General features: G+C 47.8%; 16 protein-coding genes and 1 pseudogene. 13 read left to right on the top strand and 4 right to left on the bottom strand.

Annotation, left to right across the window (positions count from 1 at the left end; genetic code table 11):
- Positions 1 to 122 precede the first annotated feature (122 nt).
- The 8 genes and pseudogenes from nifJ (at position 123) to LKE33_11930 (ending at position 11,038) form a co-directional block, all read left to right on the top strand.
- Entirely contained in the window at positions 123 to 3,632 is a 3,510-nt protein-coding gene (gene nifJ / locus LKE33_11965) for a pyruvate:ferredoxin (flavodoxin) oxidoreductase (GenBank protein ID MCH3951630.1), read from the top strand.
- A 64-nt stretch (positions 3,633 to 3,696) separates the two neighbouring features.
- A complete protein-coding gene (locus LKE33_11960) occupies positions 3,697 to 4,806 on the top strand; it encodes an aconitase family protein (GenBank protein MCH3951629.1) in 1,110 nt (369 codons plus the stop codon).
- 15 nt (positions 4,807 to 4,821) lie between these two features.
- Positions 4,822 to 5,307, top strand: a pseudogene (locus LKE33_11955) (3-isopropylmalate dehydratase).
- On the top strand, positions 5,284 to 6,618 hold the full coding sequence (locus tag LKE33_11950) for an aconitase/3-isopropylmalate dehydratase large subunit family protein (GenBank protein MCH3951628.1): 1,335 nt from the start codon (positions 5,284 to 5,286) through the stop codon (positions 6,616 to 6,618). Before LKE33_11955 ends, LKE33_11950 begins: the two are co-directional and overlap by 24 nt.
- 17 nt (positions 6,619 to 6,635) lie before the next feature.
- Positions 6,636 to 7,535: a phosphate butyryltransferase gene (locus LKE33_11945; protein MCH3951627.1), complete on the top strand. Its 900-nt coding sequence runs from the start codon at positions 6,636 to 6,638 to the stop codon at positions 7,533 to 7,535.
- A 59-nt stretch (positions 7,536 to 7,594) separates the two neighbouring features.
- A complete protein-coding gene (locus LKE33_11940; protein MCH3951626.1) occupies positions 7,595 to 8,932 on the top strand; it encodes a 2-hydroxycarboxylate transporter family protein in 1,338 nt (445 codons plus the stop codon).
- A gap of 12 nt (positions 8,933 to 8,944) precedes the next feature.
- On the top strand, positions 8,945 to 10,057 hold the full coding sequence (gene buk, locus LKE33_11935) for a butyrate kinase (protein ID MCH3951625.1): 1,113 nt from the start codon (positions 8,945 to 8,947) through the stop codon (positions 10,055 to 10,057).
- A gap of 129 nt (positions 10,058 to 10,186) precedes the next feature.
- Complete coding sequence (locus LKE33_11930) at positions 10,187 to 11,038, top strand: YitT family protein (protein MCH3951624.1); 852 nt, start codon at positions 10,187 to 10,189, stop codon at positions 11,036 to 11,038.
- A gap of 469 nt (positions 11,039 to 11,507) precedes the next feature.
- Here the strand turns inward: LKE33_11930 and LKE33_11925 are convergent, their stop codons facing one another.
- A complete protein-coding gene (locus LKE33_11925; protein ID MCH3951623.1) occupies positions 11,508 to 12,851 on the bottom strand; it encodes an MATE family efflux transporter in 1,344 nt (447 codons plus the stop codon).
- Between the two features lie 449 nt (positions 12,852 to 13,300).
- Here LKE33_11925 and LKE33_11920 point away from each other — a divergent pair, with 449 nt between their 5' ends.
- Genes LKE33_11920 through LKE33_11910 form a run of 3 tightly spaced genes read left to right on the top strand, consistent with a single transcriptional unit; the run spans position 13,301 to position 17,328 of the window.
- A complete protein-coding gene (locus tag LKE33_11920) occupies positions 13,301 to 14,167 on the top strand; it encodes a methylenetetrahydrofolate reductase (protein MCH3951622.1) in 867 nt (288 codons plus the stop codon).
- A 24-nt stretch (positions 14,168 to 14,191) separates the two neighbouring features.
- Complete coding sequence (locus LKE33_11915; protein MCH3951621.1) at positions 14,192 to 14,869, top strand: Vitamin B12 dependent methionine synthase activation subunit; 678 nt, start codon at positions 14,192 to 14,194, stop codon at positions 14,867 to 14,869.
- Between the two features lie 41 nt (positions 14,870 to 14,910).
- Positions 14,911 to 17,328, top strand: a complete 2,418-nt coding sequence (locus tag LKE33_11910) for a homocysteine S-methyltransferase family protein (protein ID MCH3951620.1) — start codon at positions 14,911 to 14,913, stop codon at positions 17,326 to 17,328.
- A gap of 439 nt (positions 17,329 to 17,767) precedes the next feature.
- On the opposite strand, the gene LKE33_11905 is transcribed toward LKE33_11910, so the two are convergent.
- Positions 17,768 to 18,085 carry a branched-chain amino acid transporter permease gene (locus LKE33_11905; GenBank protein MCH3951619.1) on the bottom strand — a complete coding sequence of 106 codons (318 nt, stop codon included), beginning with the start codon at positions 18,083 to 18,085 and terminating at the stop codon, positions 17,768 to 17,770.
- Positions 18,082 to 18,813: an AzlC family ABC transporter permease gene (locus tag LKE33_11900; protein ID MCH3951618.1), complete on the bottom strand. Its 732-nt coding sequence runs from the start codon at positions 18,811 to 18,813 to the stop codon at positions 18,082 to 18,084. Before LKE33_11900 ends, LKE33_11905 begins: the two co-directional genes overlap by 4 nt.
- A 137-nt stretch (positions 18,814 to 18,950) precedes the next feature.
- Between LKE33_11900 and LKE33_11895 the strand changes: the two genes are divergently transcribed.
- A complete protein-coding gene (locus LKE33_11895; protein ID MCH3951617.1) occupies positions 18,951 to 19,502 on the top strand; it encodes an XRE family transcriptional regulator in 552 nt (183 codons plus the stop codon).
- Positions 19,503 to 19,556: 54 nt separating this feature from the next.
- On the opposite strand, the gene LKE33_11890 is transcribed toward LKE33_11895, so the two are convergent.
- Positions 19,557 to 20,522 carry a cysteine synthase family protein gene (locus LKE33_11890; protein MCH3951616.1) on the bottom strand — a complete coding sequence of 322 codons (966 nt, stop codon included), beginning with the start codon at positions 20,520 to 20,522 and terminating at the stop codon, positions 19,557 to 19,559.
- Positions 20,523 to 20,955: 433 nt separating this feature from the next.
- Between LKE33_11890 and LKE33_11885 the strand changes: the two genes are divergently transcribed.
- Positions 20,956 to 22,119 carry an iron-containing alcohol dehydrogenase gene (locus tag LKE33_11885; protein MCH3951615.1) on the top strand — a complete coding sequence of 388 codons (1,164 nt, stop codon included), beginning with the start codon at positions 20,956 to 20,958 and terminating at the stop codon, positions 22,117 to 22,119.
- Positions 22,120 to 22,126: the final 7 nt, after the last annotated feature.

Below are 22,126 nucleotides of genomic sequence, written 5' to 3'. Positions count from 1 at the left end.
TAGTAAAACGATTTACTAATACGTTAAACTAGAATAAAAACCGTCGTAAATTCCCTTTCCCGATGCCTTAGGCAAGCTTCGGAAAAACGTAAATTCAGGAAAGAAAAAGAGAGGTAATCATGATGTACAAAAAAGCAATGGATGGGAATGAAGCCGCTGCGTATGCTTCCTATGCATTTACGGAAGTCGCTGCTATTTATCCGATTACGCCGTCTTCTCCAATGGCTGAGCATGTGGATGCCTGGGCAGCTCACGGCAAAAAGAATATTTTCGGAAAGCCGGTCAAACTTGTGGAAATGCAGTCTGAATGCGGTGCTATTTCAGTGGTCAATGGTGCTTCTAATGCGGGCGTGCTTTCGACAAGTTATACAGCTTCTCAGGGCCTTATGCTAATGATTCCGACAATGTTCCGCATCGCCGGTGAACTCCAACCGGCTGTAGTTCATGTAGCAAGCCGTAATGTGGCCACCAACGTAATTTCTATTTTTGCCGAACACTCCGATGTTATGGCCTGCCGTCAGACGGGCTTTGCGATGTTAGCTTCTTCTACGGTACAGCAGGCTATGGATCTTGCGGCTGTGGCACATTTATCCGCCATTAAAGGTCATGTTCCTTTCCTGCATTTTTTTGATGGTTTCCGGACTTCTCACGAAATCCAAAAAGTGGATTGTCTCGATTATGACGAATTAAAGAAACTTGTAGATTATGACGAACTTGATAAGTTCCGCTCCGGTTCATTGAATCCGGATCATCCGACCCTGATCACAACTGGTGAAAACGACGATACCTATTTCCAGCAGCGCGAATCTGTAAATCCTTATTATGAAGCTTTACCGGACGTTGTGGAGTTCTGCATGGGCCAGATTAATAAGCTGACGGGCCGTGACTACCATCTGTTTAATTATTACGGCGACCCTGATGCCGAATACGTGATTGCCGGCCTTGGTTCCATTGCCGGTACGGCTCAGGAAACTGTTGATTATTTGAGAAAACAGGGTAAAAAAGTCGGTTATCTGGAAGTTCATCTCTTCCGTCCGTTCTCCGTAAAACATTTTGTCGATGCTCTGCCGAAGACGGTCAAAGTCTTGACGGTACTTGATCGTGACAAGGAAGCCGGGGCCGTAGGTGAACCGCTGTATGAAGAAATTGTTTCGGCTTTGAATGATACGGATCGTACGTTTAAAGTATTGGCTTGCCGTTTTGGCCTTGCAGGTAAGGATACGACGCCGGCGATGGTGGCGGCCATGTTCGAGAATATGACCCATGAAACTCCAGCTAATCACTATACAATCGGCATCAACGATGATGTGACACATCATTCTATTCCCTATGGCGAAGAACTCGATATCGTGCCCGAAGGTACCATAAGCTGCAAGTTCTGGGGCATCGGATCCGACGGGACTGTCGGAGCTAATAAAAACACCATCAAGATTATCGGTGATCATACCGATTTGAATGTACAGGCCTATTTTGAGTACGACGGAAAGAAATCCGGCGGTTTGACGCGCTCTCACCTGCGTTTTGGTAAAGCGCCGATTCGTTCTCAGTACTACGTCAAGAAAGCTGATTTTGTCGGTGTACACAACCAGTCTTATGTTCATACGTACGATGTGGTAAAGGACTTGAAGGACGGCGCCAACCTGCTGCTGAACTGCGAATGGAAACCGGAAGAACTGGAAAAGCGTCTCCCGGACAAAATGAAGCACGATCTTGCCGTGAAACACATTCACCTTTATATCATCAATGCTGTGGACATTGCTTTCAGACTGGGTCTGGGTTCCCGTACCAACACGGTTCTGCAGGCTGCATTTTTCAAGATTGCCAATATCATCCCTATCTATGATGCTGTGAAGTACATGAAGGATGCCATTCTTAAATCTTACGGCCGTAAAGGAGAAAAGATTGTCAATATGAACTATGCGGCTGTAGATGCCGGGGTCAAGGAAGTCAAAGCAGTTCCGGTTCCGGAAGCCTGGGCTTCCTGCAGTAATGAGCCGCTTCCTGAGAAAGCCTCCGTTTCGCACTATGTGGATAAAATCCTTAACCGCGTCAATACTGCAGTCGGCGATGATATTCCGGTTTCTGATTTTGTTCCGTATGCAAACGGTATGTTCCCACAGGGGACCAGCCGTTACGAAAAACGCGGTACTTCGGTTCGTGTTCCCCATTGGGATTCTTCCAAGTGTCTTCAGTGCAATTTGTGTTCCTATGTATGTCCGCACGCAATCCTGCGCCCGCTGCTCCTCACCAAGGAGGAAACTGCAAAGGCTCCTCAAACACTACAGGCAGTACCGGCTCGCGGAAAGGGGCTTGAATCCTATGACTACCATATGGCTGTCTCCGTTCTTGACTGCACGGGCTGTGGCTCCTGCGTCAATGTTTGCCCGGCTGGTGCACTTACTATGACTTCTCTCGATGAGGAAATGCCACAGAAGGCAGGTTGGGATTATACATCCAAACTGCCGGAAGTACGCAATCCGCTGGGAACAAAAACGGTTAAAAACTCTCAGTTCAATCAGCCGTTACTCGAATTCAACGGGGCTTGCCCGGGCTGCGGTGAGACTCCGTATGCCAAACTTGTTACGCAGCTTTTCGGTGATCGTATGTATATCGCAACGGCAACCGGCTGCTCCCAGGTTTGGGCAACGTGTTTCCCGAGTATGCCGTATACGCCGAATAAGAAAGGCCATGGGCCTGCTGTCGGTGGCTCTCTCTTTGAAAATAACGCCGAATACGGACTTGGTATCAAACTGGCTGATGATGCGAGAAGAAGTGTTTTGACCGATCATATTGCTGCGATTGCCGAAGATTCTGATGATGCTGCCCTGGCTAATGCTGCCAATCAGTGGCTGGCTAGGAAAGATGAAAAAGAAGATGCCCGTGCTATCGGCGACGCAATGCTTCTGGCACTTAAGAAATATCAGGGAAGTGCTGTAAAAGACGATGTGGATTATGCACTGAAAAATCAGGATCAGCTTACCAAGAAATCCGTCTGGCTCTTCGGCGGCGATGGCTGGGCCTATGATATCGGCTACGGCGGATTGGATCACGTGATTGCGTCCGGTGCCGATGTCAATGTCCTCGTGTTTGATACGGAAGTGTACTCCAATACGGGCGGACAGGCTTCCAAGGCTACGCCGACCGGTGCCGTCGCCCAGTTCGCAGCTGCCGGCAAACCTAATAAGAAGAAAGATTTGGGAGCCATGATTATGGAGTACGGCAATGTCTATGTGGCTCAGGTCGCAATGGGTGCCAATATGCAGCAGACACTGACTGCAATTCGCGAAGCTGAAGCTTATGATGGACCGTCCGTTGTCATTTGCTATTCGCCTTGCATTAACCACGGCCTGCGCTGTGGAATGGGAAAAGTTCAGGATGAAATCAAGAGAGCCGTGGAAGTCGGCTACTGGCAATTGTACCGTTTCAATCCTGAATTAAGAAAAGCCGGCAAGAATCCGTTTGTCCTTGATTCCAAGGAACCGCAGGGAGACTTTGATGCATTCTTGCAGGGCGAAACTCGCTATGCTTCTTTGAAGCGCTCCTTCCCGGAAGCAGCCGAAGCATTGTACGAAAAGTGCCATAGAGAAGCAATGGAACGCTACAACCGTTATAAGAAACTCGCCGGAGAATAAACTGACCGCCGGACAGGGAAGTCCCTCGGGATTTCCCTGCTTACCGGCAAAGGAGAAGATTACGATGAGCAGAATTGAAGAAATCCTTGGCGCACTCGAAGGTACAGCCGTTTGCGTAAAGCCCACCCTTGTTCTTGTGACGAACGGTTTTGGACATGAAGTAACAGGACTTGTTTCCTCTGTAAAGGCTAGAGACAGAGCAATCGTTGTCTATGATCACAATGTTCCGGCAGGACTTCCGGAAGAATCTAAAGTTTTTGAGGAAATCCTGCATTTTGCCAAAAAGAATGGCCTGACCTTTTACCAGGCGAAGGGAATTGCCCAGAAGTGGCTGTTGGAAGAAAAGAAAATTACTGCCGGAGACATTGTCATTACGGGCACGCGTCATAGCTCCATTTTGGGTTCTGTGGGGGCCATGGGTCTTGGCCTCAGCCATACAGAACTGGCACGTGTTCTGGAGTCTGACGAATATCAGATGATTGTTCCCCAAACCCTTTCGGTTGCTGTGACCGGTAAATTACCTCAAGGAGTCGGAGTCATTGATGCTGCCTTGAATTTTCTGAGCAGAAATCGGAACTTGGTTGGAAAAGCCGTAGAATTTATTGCCCCACAGCTTTCCACTCATGAAAAAGAAGTGCTTTGTGAAATGGCTGTGGACACGGGAGCCGTAACTGCCTTCGCCGTCTCTGGCGGAGCACCCGGCCAAATGCTGGATCTCAGCAAGGTAACGCGTATGGTAAGAAAACCCTGCACCAGTCTATATACCCAAATGGAAGCGGAATTTGGCACTCTTGAAGAACTGAAAGGGCAGCCGATTCAAGCCGGCCAGATTGCCGGGATGAATGGGGGAGATATTGATTCCCTTCGCCTTGCTGCTTCCTTGATGCAGGGGAAGAAGCTGAAACGCGGATTCCGCTTATCCATCAGTCCGGCTACATCGCAAACATATCTGCAGGCACTTGAAGAAGGATTGATTACAACCTTCATCGATTTCAATGCGCAGATTCAGGCAACCGGAGATCATGACATCGTTTCTCAGGGGGCCGGTGTAATCGGCCATCATGAGACGCTTCTTACGACAGGTCTTTATACCTATCAAGGAGCTATGGGCTGTGATGACGCGTCTATCTATACGGCTTCCGTCGAAAGTATTATGGCGGCCGCTTGTGAATAGGAGGGAAGAAGCGTTATGGAAACACGATTCAAAGGAAAAATCTGGACATTCGGTGATGATATCGATACGGACACCATCATTCCCGGTAAGCGCGGTACAATCCCGACCATTGAAGAAATGAAAAAATATGCGTTTGAACTGCTGAAACCGGAATTTGGAACAGCGGTTCGGCCCGGAGATATTCTGGTCGCCGGCAAGAATTTCGGCTGTGGTTCGTCTCGCGAACAGGCAGCAACGGTGCTTTCACATAATGGAGTGCGCTGCATCATCGCCAAGTCGTTCGCCCGTATCTTTTTCCGCAATGCTTTCAATAATGGCATCATTCTTTTGCAGTGCGATGGTATCCAGGATGTCGTGAAAGGCGGGGATATTGTTACGGTCGACCTCGAAAAACGCGAAGTAAGTGCCAATGGGAAATCGTTTGTGGTTGGAGCCATTCCTCAGAATCTGCTGGACATTGTCGAACATGGCGGCCTGGTGGAAGATACCAAGAAAAAAGTAGCATCCGGGTATAAGGCACCGGAGCTGCCAAAACTGAGCGAAGCTTCCCTTCGCCGCACGGGGTTCACTCTTGCAGAAAAAATTCTGCGTCGTAATGCCGGAGTCGAGAATGTAAAGCCGGGGGATATTGTCATTACGCATCCTGATTTTCTTATGATTCATGACATTTATACACCGTATCTTCTTGATACACTGCATCGAATGGGTACGAAAAAAATTGTTAATCCCGATAAAGTTTGCATCGTTTTCGATCACTGCATGCCAACGGCCGTTGCCAAAAATGATTCAGCTCACTACGATGCGGGCCTTGAGCTTGCTAAAGAGTACGGCATTAAGAAACTGCATATCGGAGAAGGTATCTGCCATTCTCTGATGCATGAAAAATTTTATGCCAAGCCGGGGGAAGTGCAGTCCGCCACAGACTCACATACTACGACTTACGGTGGAGCAGGATGTTTCTGCTCCGGCATCGGCACGGCAGAGATGGCCGCGGCCCTGACAACGGGAGAACTGTGGTTTAAGGTCCCTGAAGCCATTAAAGTCGTCTTGAAAGGACACTTCCCTAAAGGAGTATTTTCGAAAGATATCATTCTTCGCATTTTGGGAGATATCACTGCTTCCGGAGCTCAGTATAAATCACTTGAATTCACAGGTCCCGCAGCCCATGAAATGTCACTCGACGCTCGTTTTACTGTTGCCAATATGGCACTCGAAGCAGGTGCCAAGAGCGGACTTTTCGAAGCTGATGAAAAAACGGCGGCCTATTACGGAATGCCTCTTTCCGATATCGACTGGATCAAAGTTGATGACGATGCCCATTACGAAAAAGTGCTGACCTACGATGTCAGCCAACTGGAACCGCAGCTCAGCTGCCCTCAGGGTGTTGATAATGTCCACCCCATCAGTGAAGTACTGGGAACTCCGATGGACGAAGTTTATATTGGCTCCTGCACAAACGGCAGCCTGAAAGATTTGAAGGTTGCAGCTGATATTCTCCGCGGGCATCATGTCCCCGACCATCTTCGCGTTATTGTTGTGCCGGCCACTAACACTGTATTTAAAGAAGCAATTGCTGCCGGATATATTAAAGACTTTATTGAGGCCGGCTGCGTGATTTCCCATCCTTGCTGCGGTCTATGCTGCGGTATGCCTTATGGTCTTATGTATGACAATGAACGCATCCTCCTGACGGCAAACCGGAATTTCATTGGCCGGCAGGGCACAAAGAAAACGCTGGCGTACCTCTCAAGTCCGGCAGTAGCCGCGGCTACCGCTTTGACCGGTGTCGTAACGGATCCGAGAACTTTATAAAAAGAGAGGACAAAGAAATGATTAAGAACTTTGCTGAACTTGTAGACCGCCTCTTGAAGGATCCGGTCAAAAGTCGGGTTGCTGTGGTAGCTGCTCAGGATCTCCATACGCTGGAAGCAGTCCTGCGCGCTTACAAAGAAAATCTGATTGCGCCTGTTCTCATCGGGAACCGTCAGGGTATTGAAACTATCTTGAAAGAGGAAGGCATTGATCCGAAAGGAACCGAGATTATTGCTATCGATGACCCTTCGGAGTGTGCGAAAAAAGCCTGTGAACTGGCCCGGGCAGGTAAAGTCGATGCCATCATGAAAGGACATCTGGATACCAAGACGCTTATGAAAGTGCTGGTCAATAAGGAATACGGGATTTCCTGTTCCAAGGTCATGAATATCCTGGCTTTTATGGAAAGCCCTCATTACCATAAACTTTTTACCATTACCGATGTCGGGCTCCTGACCTACCCGACAAAGGAACAAAAGCAAATGGCGCTGCAGAATGCAGTGGCTGCTTATCGTAATCTGGGAGAAAAAAATCCAAAGATTGCTGTGCTTTCGGCAATGGAGAAAGTCAATCCGAAATTACCTCAGACGATAGAAGCGGAAGAAATCAAGAAAGAAGGGATTCCTGGCGCGATTGTGGAAGGCCCGATTTCCCTCGATCTTGCCATGGATAAGGAAGCTTGTGCTATCAAAGGATATGAATCTCCCATTGCGGGGGACGCCGATATCCTTCTCGTCCCGGATATTGTAGCGGGAAATCTTGCGGCAAAAAGCCTGACTGTGCTGGGCGGCTGTAAAACTGGCGGCGTTGTAGTCGGCGGTTTAGTGCCGGTTATTCTCGTTTCCCGGGCCGCTACGGTAACGGATAAATATCTAGCTATCGTTATGGCAGCAATGACATCCAAAAAAGCAAATTGAAAGCTAAGAAAAGTGGATTATAGATGCGCTTTCTTGCAAAGCAGTAAGGGAGAGTAAAAATGGATACTTCAAAAATTAAATTTAAAGTTTGCGGCATGGGCCCGAAACCGTTTTTCCTATTGTTCGCCGTTATCCTTATCGCAGTCTATGGAAATTTTATGCCTCTTGCAAAAATTTATTCCAATGCATCCGGAAGTTATGTAGTTACCAGTTATGTAATGACAGTTGCCTTTCTCATGGCCATCGGAGGTCTCTTCTTTTGGCTCGGCAACACAATTCCCATTGTGAATAATTACTTGGGCGGTGCCTGCCTTTTACCGCTTATCGGTGCTTCCTGGCTGAACTACGTAGGGCTCATTCCTAAACCCCTCGAAAACGGAATCCGTACAGTGATGCGCGGGGGATTCCAGGATATGTACATCGCAGCCCTCCTCATTGGTTCTGTGCTGGTCATGGATCGGAAAATTATTTTAAAAGCAACAGCTCGCTACATGCCTGCTATTGTTGGAAGCCAGGCCATCGCACTTATTGCCTGCTATCTTGGCGGCAAGTTGATTGGATTTGGCGGTGCAGAAGGCCTTTTCTACATCGGAGCACCTTGTATGTCGGGCGGCAGCGCAGGTGCCATGACGACATTGCCAATTCTTTATACGGAACTCAGTGGTAAAGACATGACAAGCATGGCCGGGCAGTTCCTTTGCTATGCTTCCATTGCCAATGTCCTGGCTGTTGTTCTTGCTGCATTGGGTAATGGCATTACTTCCAAAATCCACGGACTCAATGGGGATGGGAAGATTCTTATCGGACAGGAAAATATGATTACCGAAGAAGAAAAACGTCCCACTACGACCCTCGATTATTCACGCCTTGGCGGCGGTATCTTTATCTGCCTGGTTGTTTATCTTATGGGTTATATCTTAGGTAAACTTCCGGTCACCGGTCATATTGCCGGACTTGCCTGGTCCATTATCATTGCAATCATCGTTAAGTGTACTGGTGTTGTGGAAAACGACATCATGGATGACGCTGTTTACGCTATGAACTTTGCTCTGAAAGCGCTTCTTCCGATGCTCATTGCTGGGATTGGGGTAAATTCCCTCAAGTTTACGGCTTTGACGGAATACTTTACGGTTCCGGTATTCCTTGTCATCTTTATCGGCGTTATGGGTGCTTTCCTTGGCGCCATGTTCTTTGGCCGTCTGACCGGCCTGTATCCTTATGAATGCGGTGTTACGGCCGGCCTTTGCTGCTGCAACATTGGCGGCAGCGGTGATATTGCAGTCCTGACTGCGGCTAACCGAATGAATCTCCTGGCTTTTGCATCAATTTCCACTCGCATCGGGGGCGCCCTCATGGTTATCTGGCTCGGTATTCTGTACCCGATCCTTATGAAGTAAGGAGCGTCATCCATGAAAACATATAAGGTGTTTGTTATTAATCCAGGATCAACATCGACCAAAGTGGCGATGTTTGAAGGAACGAAAAAGGTCTATTCGGAAAATATCCAGCACAGTGCCAAGGAGTTGAAATCTTTTAAGGAAGTCTGGGACCAGCTCGGATACCGTAAGGAAAAAATTTTGGAAGGCCTTGCTAAGTCAGGGATGACCCTTGATGGAGTTGATGCCATTTCTAGCCGCGGCGGCGGAATTGGAACAGTCGAAAGCGGTGTCTATACTATCAGCAGTACCTTACTTGATTATGCTCGTATCCATCCGTCGGTCGTTCATCCTGCCATTTTGGGAGCCCCGATTGCTCACGCTCTCGCAGAGAAATACGGGGCGAAGGCCTTCGTGGTCAACCCTCCGGAAGTGGACGAATTCCAGCATCTGGCCCGGGTTACAGGACTAAAGGGCGTATATCGTCATAGTTCTCTCCATGCTCTGAACCAGAAGGAAATTGCCCTTCGGTATGCGGCCAAAATCGGACGCAGCTATGACAGTCTGCGCCTGATTATCTGCCACCTCGGCGGAGGCATTTCTGTAACGGCTCATTCCCTGGGAAAAATGATTGATTCCAATGATATTGCCGGGGGAGATGGACCAATGGCACCTACGCGCTGCGGAACACTGCCGGTGCGGGATGTCATCGAAATGTGTTTTTCCGGGCGCTATACGGCTAAGGAAATGTATCAGAAAATGACGAAAACCGGCGGTCTTGTCGACCATCTTGGAACGGCAGACGCCCGTGAAGTCAAGGCTCGTGCCGACGCAGGAGATGCCTATGCCCGTCTTATTTATGATGCAATGATTTATCAAATCGGCAAGGAAGTAGGAGCCATGGCCGCAGTGCTGCATGGCAAGGCAGACGCCATCATTCTGACCGGTGGTATTTCCTATGATGAATATGTTACGTCAAAATTGAAAGAAATGATTGGGTTCATCGCACCGGTAGAAGTCATGGCCGGTGAATTTGAAATGGAAGCATTGGCTGCGGGGGCAATCCGAGTGTTAAAAGGTGAAGAAATAGCTAAAGACTTTACCGGAAAACCGGTATGGAACGGCTTTTCATTTGCCGCAAAATAGCCACCTCTCAGAAGTAAGAAAGAGCTTACTTTCTTTCCTAATGTCACTTCAAAAGTTATCTGCCCGGCACGAGTCATCGTGCCGGGCAGATAACTTTGAATACATATTTTTGAAAGGAGGAGTCCTCAAATGTCGTTATTCAGCCGCCGAGAGGGACTGCTTGTTCTCCTGGGTTCATTCATTTACGCCGTGGGGATGGCTTGCTTCGTAAGTCCGGCTCATATTGCACCTGGCGGAGCAACCGGTGTGGCCCTGATGCTCAATTACCTCTTCGGCCTGCCTGTCGGTGCTATGACTTTTGTCATCAATATACCGCTGCTCATTTTGGGCTGGAAAGGTCTGAGTCATCAGTTTGCAGTCAAGACGACGCTCACAATTTTTCTGTCTTCGGCCATCCTGGATTATATCGTGACCCCTTATGTTCCTTTATATCTGGGAAACAGGCTCTTTGGCAGTTTATACGGCGGTATTATTGCGGGAATCGGTATGGCTTTTATTTTTATGGCGGGATGTACTACCGGCGGAGCTGATATCTTGGGATACCTCATGCAGAAGAAACATCCTGACTTTTCTATTGGTCGGGCTCTTCTGATTTTAAATGGCATCATTTTATTGACTTCAATTGCTGTGTACAAGGATGTGGATGCCGGTTTGTTCGGTCTTGTCTGTTTATATGCAACAACGAAAGTGATTGACACTATTTTGTATGGATTTCAAAGCGAATCTCAGATTTCCGTTATCACTCAGCATTCTGAAGCCTTGTCGCAGGCTATTATTGGTAAAATGCACCACACAGCGACTATTGTCAGTGCCCGAGGTGCATATTCCAATGCCGGTCAAAGCATTGTGATTTGTGCCGTAAGGAGATCGGAATTCAATGCGCTTCGAAAAATTATTCAGGAAACCGATCCCACTGCTTTTGTCATCGTGACAGAAGCTACGGAAATCCTTGGTCTTGGATTTGAGAAAATTACGAAATAGACGGCAGGTTAGAAGATAGCCAGGGTAAAGCATGTACAAAAATAATTGAGACTAAATTAACAAAGAAAGGCCACAAGGATTTTTCGGGCGCCGTCGGTCAAATCATTATCCTGTAGTGGCTTGATCAAAAAAGGGACTGTGAAATAATGCACACGCATTATTTTATAGTCCCTTTTTCACGCTTTCTGCCGTCCGCTCATGGAAGAAAAATGACCAAGGCATTTTTCTTCAAACTTATAAAAATAAAACCTAAAATTTAGGTTAACTGCTAAATTTCAGGTTTTATATCATATTTTATTTGAATCAATAGCTTTAACACACTATTATCGCCGAGGCTAAAAGCCAGACGCTAAAGGCGCCTTTTTATCTTTTTGCTAACTGCTGACTGCTATCGGCTATCTGCCTGATCTTCCCTTAACAAACTGCCCGTACTGCGGTACAAATCACTATTCACTGTTCCTCTTTCCTCTCATCTCGGTCTGTGCTTCCAGAAGAGGTAGAAGTAGGAAACTTCTATCACGCAGCAGGTCATCCAGCCTACGGGATAACCGAAGCCTACGGTGAGCGGCGTGTTGCTGATATAGTTGCTCATGATATAGAGGTAAATCTGGCGGACCAGCACGAAGGAAAAGAGCATGATCAGCATGGGCGCTACGGAATCGCCGCGGCCGCGGAGCGCACCCGCAAGAACCTGGTTTACGCAGTTAAACAGCATGAAGAACAGGTTGACGTGGATGAAATCGACACCGGCTACGATAACGGCTTCATCGCCGGTAAATAAGCGCAGGGCCGTGTCGGCAAAAATGACGAGCGTCGTAATAATGACAAACACGATACCAAGGCTCAGGACGATGGACGATACGGTTCCGTCATTGGCCCGCTTATCCTGTCTTGCTCCCACGTTCTGGGCGACAAAGGTGGTGGAAGCCATAGCCATGGACTGGACCGGAAGCATGACAAACTGGTCAATCTTATTGTAGCAGCCCCAGCCGGCCATGATGGTCGCTCCAAAGAAATTAATATAGGACTGAACAAAAATATTAGAGAATGACGTGATGACGCTCTGAATGGCGGTAGGGAGCCCCACGCGGAATATCTCTTTCAGCAAAAAATGGTCAAGGCACAGATCCTTGAACCTGAATTGATAGATGTCGTTTGTGCGGATGAGCACTGCCATGGTTGCCGCTGCAGAGATAAACTGGGCGATGATAGTCGCGTAGGCCACGCCGGCAATTCCCATATGGAACACCAGGACAAAGACCAGGTCCAGAATGATGTTCAGAACGCTCGTGAGCATCAGAAAATACAGAGGCCGTTTCGTATCGCCTACGGCCCGCAGAACACCGCTGCCCATGTTATAGATGAGAAGACCGGTTACGCCGGCAAAGTAAATTCGGAGATAAAGGGATGCTTCGTCAAATACATCGGCCGGCGTCTTCATGAACTCGAGCATGAAGTCATTGGCCGTGAGGAAAAAGACCGTAAAGAGCAGACAGAGAATAAAAGTCGCAGCCATCGTAGTTTCCACAGCCCGATGGAGTGTCTTGCAATCTCTGGCACCAAAATATTTTCCGATGATGACCGTGGCACCGATGGAAAAACCGTTAAAAAAGAAGACTGACATATTGGTGACCATCGTCGTGGCACTGACGGCGGCTAAGGCTTCGGTTCCTACAAAGTTCCCTACCACAATGGAATCTACCGTATTGTAGAGCATCTGAAAGATGTTGCCGACCATAAGGGGCAGGGCAAATTCAAGGAGAAGCCGCGGAATACTGCCCGTGGTCATATCTTTTGTTGTTGTGTGAGCCATAACTGAAAACGCCTGCCTTCTGAATCGTTTTAAAATCCTGTTTCGTTGCGGGTTATTTCTCTATTATATATGATAATTTTACTTTTGCGACAACTTTTATTAGTTGAGTGACTTTTTGACAATCATCCTGTCATCTTTGTCCGGATGTTATTGTATTCACTTTCTAAAGTAGTTTATTCTCTGATATTACGACAATGCTTTTCAGTAGTTTCTTAATTTCAAAAAGAAAATGAGAAAAATGTTAATGATTTACGAAAAAATACGAAACAAATATGATATAATAATGCACAATCTTATTTTTAACACAAATGGCAGCAAGGGAAGCCGTAACAACAAAAACAGGATATAACCAGGTTTTTCGGTTGACTAGGCGCATTGCAGCGTCTTTATGGCTGAAAAGAGATGAAAAAATAATTCAGGCGAACCAATTTCGCGTAGGGGGAGTAAGAATGAAAATCAGTGAATTGCTTAACAGTCCGAAAGTAACAGTGTCCTGTGAATTGTTCCCGCCTAAAAAGGGAACAGAGCTGCAGCATGCATTCGAAATTGTGGATACCATTGCCAAAAATGGTGTCGACTATATGAGTGTAACCTACGGAGCCGGCGGAACGGCCGTGGGAAAGAGTGTATCCATCGCCGCTGAAATTGAGCGTACAGGCGTTCCGGCATTGGCACACCTCACGTGCGTAGGTGCCAGAAAGGCGGATATTGAAAGTGTATTGGATCAGCTGAAGGCCAACCATATCCAGAATATTCTCGCCCTGCGCGGCGACCGGCCGGAGGGAATGGACAAGATGCCGGACAGTGATTTCACTCACGCCAGCGACCTTGTCAGAGAAATTAAAAGCTATGGTGATTTCTGCGTCGGCGGCACGACTTACCCGGAAGGCCATCCGGAAGCCAGAACGCTGGATGAGGACCTGGAACATACGAAAATCAAGGTCGAAGCCGGCTGTGACTTCCTCGTTACGCAGATGTTCTTTGATAACGACATGTTTTATAACTTCATGTACCGTCTGATGGCAAAGGGCATTACGGTACCGGTCGTTGCCGGCATCATGCCGATTACGAATCCCAAACAGGTGGAAAAGATTTTCCTCTTGAGCGGGACTCCGATTCCGTCCAAGCTGCGCGCTATGGTCGAACGTTTCTCGGATCACCCGGAAGCCTTGAAACAGGCAGGTATGGCTTATGCTATTGGGCAGATTATGGACCTTATTGCCAATGGGTTTAACCATATCCATATTTATACGATGAATAAACCGGAAGTCATCGGCGGCATCCGCAGCGCTCTTTCGGAAGTTATTAAACTGTAAAATCATTCGAAGGGAGGATGGGTCATGAGTACGTTTCCCATTCCTTTTGATGAGGCGGAAGCAGTACGCTATTTCGGTGCCCGTCCGGAAGACAAAGAGGCTCACGGCTTGGTGAACCAGGTGTTCTTATCCGTAAAGGACGAACTGCAGCCGCGCAGCATTCATCAGCTATGGCACTGTGATATCGTGCAGGGTACAGCAGAGCATCCCGGCAAAGTACAGATCAGTAACGGTACGGCCTTTACGGGAACGCAGCTTGCCAAGCATCTGAAAGGCTGTTCACAGCTCATTCTGCTTGGGGCGACGCTGGGCAGCCGGTTTGACCTGGCCCTGCGGCGGCTCAGTCTGCGCAGTATTGCCGAAGGCGCCGCTGCTCAGGCAGTAGGCACGGCGCTGATTGAAACGTATATTGATGAGCAGGAAAAAATATGGAAACAGGAACTGCCTTCTTATTACACATACCGGACGCGGTTTTCTCCGGGATACGGTGACTGGCCGCTGGAAGACCAACGAAAAATTTTTCGGGTGCTCGACTGCGCCAAACGAATCGGTTTGACGCTCACGGAGGGCGGCCTCATGGCGCCTCTCAAATCGGTTACAGCGATTATCGGAGTCGACACATCCGGAGCCTGCTCGGAGGAACCTGAGAAAAGGGGCTGTGCAAGTTGTGCTAAGACGGATTGTGCTTTTCGCCGGTCCTGAAATAGATACGATACTTTAAGACGCTCCGGAAAGGAGTCACTATGAATTTTCTTGAAGCTATTAAAACGAAACGCTTATTCTTTGACGGTGCTATGGGTACGATGCTGCAGGCGGCAGGGCTTAAGGCCGGAGAACTCCCGGAAACCTGGAACTTGTCCCATCCTGATGTGGTGCAGGGGATTCATGCTGCCTACCTGAAAAATGGTGCCGATATTATTAAAACGAACACCTTCGGCTGCAACCGGCTGAAGTTCTCTGATGAAAAAGGGACCCCGACAGTGACACAGCTCGTCACGGCGGCGGTCGATAACGTTAAAAAAGCGATGACGACAGCCGGGAAAGAGGGCTATGTAGCGCTCGACATGGGCCCGACCGGACGGCTGCTGCAGCCTTACGGCGATTTACCCTTTGAGGAGGCAGTGAGCCTTTATGCAGAACAGGTTGAAGCCGGGAAAAAGGCCGGTGCGGACCTTGTTCTGATTGAAACGATGAGCGACAGCTACGAGGCCAAGGCGGCTATCCTGGCAGCCAAGGAACATTCGGATCTGCCCATAGTTGTAACTTTTACCTTTGACCAGGACGGCAAACTGCTGAACGGGGCATCCCTGGAATCGGCTATGATCCTGGCAGAAGCCCTGGGCGCGGCGGCAACAGGCTTTAACTGTGGCCTCGGCCCGAAACAAGTCGCGGCGCTCTTTGGACGGGCCAAAGCGGCTGTCTCCCTGCCTCTTGTAGTCAATCCCAACGCGGGACTGCCTGTAGAGCGGGACGGAGAGACAATTTTTCCAGTCGGACCCGAGGAGTATGCCTCTCTCATGACGGGGCTCGCCAAAGAGGGAGCAGCAATTTTAGGAGGCTGTTGCGGAACGACGCCGGAACATATCCGCCTGATGACAAATATCGTCAGTGACATTCCGCTGCCGGCACCGCGGGAAGCGGCTCCGAGTGCTATTACCGGATATGGCACGCCGGTCGATTTTGAAACCATGCCGGTCATTATCGGGGAACGCATCAACCCGACAGGGAAAAAGCGCCTCAAAGAAGCTTTGAAGGCAGAAAATATGGATTACGTCTGCGAGCTCGCTCTGGAGCAGCTCGATAAAGGCGCCCAGGTACTGGATGTCAATGTCGGCGTGCCGGGCGTTGATGAACCGGCGCTTCTCGAAAAAACGGTGAAGACCCTGCAGTCCATTACGGCTGTGCCCCTGCAGATCGATACATCCAACCCGCAGGCTATGGAGCGGGCCCTGCGCGTCTATAACGGCCGTCCGCTGCTCAATTCGGTAAACGGTAAGGAAGAATCGCTTGCTGAGGTACTGCCTATTGCCAAAAAGTATGGCGCTATGCTCGTAGGCTTGTGCCTGGACGACGAGGGTATTGCGGAGAGCGCGGAAAAGCGGCTTGCCGTGGCTGATAAAATTATTGAGCGTGCGGATAAAATCGGTATTCCTGCCCGCGACATCCTCATTGACCCTCTTGCCATGACTATTAGTACGGGTGCTCTGAACGCACAGATTGACCTTGCTATCATTACGGCCCTCAAGGCCAGAAATATCAAAACCGTCATGGGCGTTTCCAATATTTCCTTCGGTCTGCCGCACCGTGACGGCGTCAACAGCACGTTCTTCGGCCTTTCTATGCAGGCAGGACTCAGCGCGGGCATCGTCAACCCGAACAGTGCCCCTATGATGGAAGCATGGTATTCCTTTGGAGCCCTGAGAGGATATGATACGAGCTGCCGAAACTATATCAACTACTTTGCCGGACAGGAAGAAACCAAACGGGAATCGGCGTCTGTATCGGTGCAGAAGGCGCCGGCTGCTGGACAGAAAGAGTTTTCTCTTGACGAAGCTATTGTCAAGGGCCTGATTGGTCCGGCAGAAACGGCGGTGCGTAAACTTTTGGAAGACGGCAAAAAGCCGCTCGATATAATCAACGAATATATGATCCCGGCGCTCGACCGGGTAGGGGATGCCTTTGAAAAGAAAACACTTTTCCTACCGCAGCTTCTGATGAGTGCCGACGCGGCCAAGGCCGGTTTTGAAATTCTGAAAGAAAAACTGCAGAGCCGCGGCACGACGAAAAAGGGCGAACCGGTCATTGTTGCTACCGTCAAAGGCGATATTCACGATATCGGCAAGAATATTGTGAAGGTGCTCCTCGAAAATTACGGCTTTGACGTGATTGATCTGGGCCGTGACGTCCCGCCCGAAACGATTGTCGAAACGGCTAAAAAGCGCCATGTTCATTTGATCGGACTCAGTGCCCTCATGACGACAACTGTCGGTGCCATGGAAGATACCATTAAATTGGTACACCGGGAGCTGCCTGACTGCCGTGTTATGGTCGGCGGGGCGGTGCTGACGGATGAGTACGCCAAGAGCATCGGAGCCGATTGTTACGCACCGAATGCGGTAGCGTCCGTACACTATGCGACCAAGATTTTGAATCCCGCCTAAGGACACGTGAATTTTTTCGGGCCTCTCGAAACTATAAAACATTTAAAGGCGAATACGGCTCCGGCTCAAAATCTTGAGCTTGATGTTCTATAGGTAACTGTTTATTCGTGCTTTAATAAAAGAATGCTCCCGGTTTTGTAATGAGTGATATCAAGAATCATAAAAGGGGCTGTGAAATAATGCACACACATTATTTTACAGCCCCTTGTCGCTTTCCGCTGTCCGCAGCCCGCACCATTCCGCCTATGGACGAAAAATGACAAAGCATTTTTCTACAAACTTATAAAAATAAAGCTGAAATTTAGGGTACCTGCTAAATTTCAGCCTTTATATCATATTTTATTTGAATCAAAAGCTTTAACATACTCTTGCAGGCGAGGCTAAATGCCATAAGCCAAATGCCAAAAGCGCTTTTTATTTTTCACAGTCCCTTTTAATCTTATCTTACGATTAACATATATACAATTGTGCCGGCAAAGATGGAAAGGAGCATATTCCTTTTCCATAGGTGAATGGCTACGGTCACGACGATACCAACGAGTTCCGGAATGCCTTGACTTCCGGAAAGAAACTGCACATTTCTCAGACAGTATACGACCAGCATCGCAAAGATAGCGGACGGCAGCGCCTTGCCAAGGTATTGGATATAAACCGGTGTCGGTCTTTTGGAAGAAAAAATAAGAAACGGCAGAAAGCGCGTGAGCATCGTAGCGGCTGCGCAGACGCCGATTGTAATGATTTGCTCAGTTAATGTCATCTTGTTATGCCCCCTGCCTCTTCAATCTTTTTTCTAAAAACTGTTACCAAGACGAGAATACCAATCATGGTCGGAATGATAAAGGAATTGGGGCCAAATACCATCAGGCAGACGCTAGCAGCGGCAAACCCGATATAAGCCGTAAGGTGCTGCGTATCATTAAGGAACTGCTCCAGAAAAATCACAACAAACATGGAGGTCATGGCAAAGTCGATGCCCTTTGTCTCAAAGGAAAGCAGGGAACCGAATATGCCGCCGAGAGCTGCTCCAAGTACCCAGGAAGCGTAATCGAAAAATGAAATCCACAGCATGTACCAATTTTTATCGATGCCCTCCGGGACGGGTGTCGTGTAAATCAGGGAAAATGTTTCATCGCACATGTAGAATATGAGAAAGAATTTCTTCCACCCCGTATTTTTATAACGGTCCAGCATAGCAATGCCGTAGAATAAGTGCCGTGCCTGAATCATCAGCGCCATCAAAAAAGACTGAATCGGTGCAAAAGGTGAAAGCAGCATCTGAACGGTAACGAATTCAAGGGAACCTCCGAAAATGGTCATAGCCATCAATGTGGGGTACCAAAAGGAAAATCCCATGCGCTGCATATAAAAGCCATATGCAATGGCAAGAAACATAAATCCGGTCGTTATTGGAATTGTTTTTACAAAGGCGGGTTTCATGGCCGCGACAGCCTTTGAACTTTGCTTAGCTGCTTGATTGTTGTTCATCGGTCACAGCTCCTTTTATAGCTTGTAAACGTAAAAAACGATTGCTTTTTTATGACAAATGATTACCAGGAGTTACAAAATATACTTAATGTGGTAAAATATAATTAATAAAAGTTTACTATATTTTAGGAGACATTATGGAAGTAGACCAGATTATTGCAGAAAATTTACGAAACATTCGGGAACAAAAAGGGCTGAGCCTCGGCCAACTGGCCGAAAAAACCGGATTGAGCAAGGTCATGCTCTCAAAGCTCGAAAAAGGCGGCGGCAATCCGACTATCAACAACATATGGAAAATAGCTCATGCGCTGGATATTCCTTATACAGCGTTACTGGAATCGACAGAGCACTCTGCTGCGTTGATTAAGCAAGATGAACTGCCGGTACAGCGCAGTGAAGATGGTCACTATCGCCTTCGCTGTTATTATGCTTTTTCGGTAGAACGGAATTTTGAATGGTTTCAAATGGAGTTGGATCCGGGGTGCCAATATAGATCTGCCGGTCATGGTCCGCATACGTTTGAATACCTGCTTGTACAAAGCGGTGTTTTGCAAATTGAAATCAAAGATAAGCACTATCTCCTGCAGGCGGGAGATGCTATCAGTTTCCGGGCGTCAGAGCCCCATATATACAGCAATCGTGGGGAGACTGTTGTCAATGCCTACGTAACTAACTATTACCCTCTGTAAAAATCGGCGGAGAGACAACAGTCTCCTTGTCTGATTGTTTGCGTATGATTATTTTTATCGTGGGAATAAATCCGTGCTCAAGTATTTCAGACCACTGTCATTAAGTGTCAGGACAATCGTTTTTCCTTGTTCGGTACCGCGAAGCAGTTTTACGGCAGCAGCGACGTTAGCACCTGATGAAACACCGACAAAACAGCCTTCAAGACGTGCCAGGTCGCGAGCCATTTGAATGGATTCCTGGTCACTGACTTGTACCGTGCCGTCGACATTTTCCTTTTTAATCTTTGGCAGATCCATGGCATAGCCGCATCCTTGCACCTTGTGGCGGCCGCCATTCTTGATGGGATGACCGGCATAGACGGCAGCATTTTCCGGTTCTACGATATAGCAGCGGATAGCAGGGTTATGCGCTTTCAGCGCTTCGGCACAGCCTTCGAATGTTCCGCCGCTGCCTGCCATATCCAGAAATACATCAATATTTCCATCACTTTGCTGCCACATTTCTTCGCCTGTATGCAGCAGATGCGCACGATAGGAAGAATCTAACTTAAATTGATCGGCACGAAAAGCACCGCGTTCTTTGATTAATTCCTGTGTGCGTTGTTCGACAAGCTCCAGATCTTTTCCCGATACCATTCCTTTCGCAGCGGTACCGGATTGGGGAACCAGCACGACTTCAGCGCCTAGAGCTCTCATCATGCGAGCTCTTTCTGTGGAATTGCCTTCAGACATGACAGCAATAAAAGGATGACCTTTGGCTTGACATACGATAGCAAGACCTGTTCCTGTATTGCCGCTGGTCAATTCAATGACAGGCTGTCCCGGTTTTAGTTCCCCGCTTGCTTCAGCTTCTTCTATCATTTGCAGGGCAGGACGGTCTTTCTTACTGTAACCTGGATTTAAGAATTCGAGTTTCGCATAAATTTGACCATTGACGCCATAATGCTTTACAATGCGGCTTAAATTGAGCATAGGAGTTTCACCGATAGCTTCATAGATGTTCTGTAATAATTTTTTCATGATTATAATCTCCTCTCGTTTGAGTGAATAACTCATTAAAAATATAGAACCGTAATAGATATGGATGTAATAAGCTAACAGGTGACGAATGGATCCATTTTCTCAATCTGTTAATTAAATATTACAATCGTAAATTATAATTGTCAATAGCCAATGCGAATTAATTCTGTAAGTTGAATTCGGTTACTGATAAAAATATAACGGCCAGCAGTCATTTTGATTGCCGGCCGTTTTTGCGTCTTATTTTGTAAGAATATTTTAGAACGAGGGAAGCTTTTAAAAACAATACTGTATATTAAGATTTACCACTAATATTATTAATATATATGACTGTTTCCAGTCTAAAATGAAAGTATACTATAGCCAACATCGATGATGTGATAAAGCGTTTATCAAGAAAAAATCTTGTGATGTAAAGAAAGGGGTTATCATTATGTACTATTTTGATTTTTATATGCCTGCTAAAGTTCTGTTCGGTGCCGGGAAACTGCAGTCTCTTCATACGGAAGCTCTGCCTGGGAAGAAAGCTCTCATTGCCACAACGAATGGGACTTCCACTAAAAAATATGGTTATCTGACAGCGCTGGAAAAGGAACTGGATCTGGCCGGTGTTTCTTATGAACTGTTCGACCAGGTTCGCCCGAACCCGACGAGTGACAACGTCATGGACGGTGCGGCTCTGGCAAAGAAGACGGGCTGCGATTTTGTGATTGCCCTGGGCGGCGGTTCCGTTATGGACTGCTCCAAGTGCATTGCCCTCATGATGACCAACGACGGTGATATTTGGGATTACAGCCTTTCTGCCGAAGGCGGCAAGAAAAATCCGGCTCACAAGGCAGCTCCGATTGTAGCTATTACGACTTCTGCCGGAACGGGTTCCGAAGTTGATATGGCTGCTGTCATCACCAACGAAAAAAAGCAGGAAAAGACGGGCATCTTCTTTACTTCCATGTTCCCGACTCTTTCTGTCGTTGATTCGAACCTTATGATGAGCGTACCGCCTAAATTTACGGCTTATCAGGGAATGGATGCTTTCTATCATGCTGCAGAATCCGTTATCAACAAGAATGAGCATCCTATGGGAGAAATGTTTGCGCTGAAGGCCATTGAACTCATTGCCAAGTATCTGCCAACTGCATATAAAGATGGTTCCAATAAGGAAGCTCGTTCTTATGTAGCGCTTGCTAATACGCTCGCCGGTTACTATATGCTTTGCACGAGCCAGCACACGATGGAACACGTCATGGGCGGTTACCACGACAACCTCGTTCACGGCGCCGGGCTGATTATGATTTCCCACGCTTACTTTGACTTCTTTGCAGAACGTAAGGCAGCAGAAGAGCCTATGATCAAGATGGCTAAGGCCATGGGCGTGGAAAATCCGACTTCCGGCAAAGACTTTATCCGTGCTCTCGACAATCTTATCGCTTCCGTGGGCTGTGCGGACCTCAAGATGAGCGATGCGGGCATTACGAAGGAAGAGCTCAAGAAGTATCCGAAGCGTGTTCATGAAGTGCTGGGCGGAGACATCACGGCAGATCCGCTGCCTCTGAGCGATGCCGATTATCTGGCTATTTATGAAGAATCTTATCGTTGAGGCGATG

Source organism: Acidaminococcus sp. (genome assembly GCA_022482815.1).
In the GTDB taxonomy this organism is placed as follows: Bacteria; Bacillota; Negativicutes; order Acidaminococcales; family Acidaminococcaceae; genus Acidaminococcus.
The sequence above is the reverse complement of the archived record's forward strand: the minus strand, read 5'-3'. Positions and strand labels throughout refer to the sequence as shown.

Bases quoted from the DNA above. Each gene is read 5' to 3' on its own strand.
- nifJ (MCH3951630.1), top strand. From the start codon at position 123: ATGTACAAAAAAGCAATGGATGGGAATGAAGCCGCTGCGTATGCTTCC.
- LKE33_11960 (MCH3951629.1), top strand. From the start codon at position 3,697: ATGAGCAGAATTGAAGAAATCCTTGGCGCACTCGAAGGTACAGCCGTT.
- LKE33_11945 (MCH3951627.1), top strand. From the start codon at position 6,636: ATGATTAAGAACTTTGCTGAACTTGTAGACCGCCTCTTGAAGGATCCG.
- LKE33_11940 (MCH3951626.1), top strand. From the start codon at position 7,595: ATGGATACTTCAAAAATTAAATTTAAAGTTTGCGGCATGGGCCCGAAA.
- buk (MCH3951625.1), top strand. From the start codon at position 8,945: ATGAAAACATATAAGGTGTTTGTTATTAATCCAGGATCAACATCGACC.
- LKE33_11930 (MCH3951624.1), top strand. From the start codon at position 10,187: ATGTCGTTATTCAGCCGCCGAGAGGGACTGCTTGTTCTCCTGGGTTCA.
- LKE33_11925 (MCH3951623.1), bottom strand. From the start codon at position 12,851: ATGGCTCACACAACAACAAAAGATATGACCACGGGCAGTATTCCGCGG.
- LKE33_11920 (MCH3951622.1), top strand. From the start codon at position 13,301: ATGAAAATCAGTGAATTGCTTAACAGTCCGAAAGTAACAGTGTCCTGT.
- LKE33_11915 (MCH3951621.1), top strand. From the start codon at position 14,192: ATGAGTACGTTTCCCATTCCTTTTGATGAGGCGGAAGCAGTACGCTAT.
- LKE33_11910 (MCH3951620.1), top strand. From the start codon at position 14,911: ATGAATTTTCTTGAAGCTATTAAAACGAAACGCTTATTCTTTGACGGT.
- LKE33_11905 (MCH3951619.1), bottom strand. From the start codon at position 18,085: ATGACATTAACTGAGCAAATCATTACAATCGGCGTCTGCGCAGCCGCT.
- LKE33_11900 (MCH3951618.1), bottom strand. From the start codon at position 18,813: ATGAACAACAATCAAGCAGCTAAGCAAAGTTCAAAGGCTGTCGCGGCC.
- LKE33_11895 (MCH3951617.1), top strand. From the start codon at position 18,951: ATGGAAGTAGACCAGATTATTGCAGAAAATTTACGAAACATTCGGGAA.
- LKE33_11890 (MCH3951616.1), bottom strand. From the start codon at position 20,522: ATGAAAAAATTATTACAGAACATCTATGAAGCTATCGGTGAAACTCCT.
- LKE33_11885 (MCH3951615.1), top strand. From the start codon at position 20,956: ATGTACTATTTTGATTTTTATATGCCTGCTAAAGTTCTGTTCGGTGCC.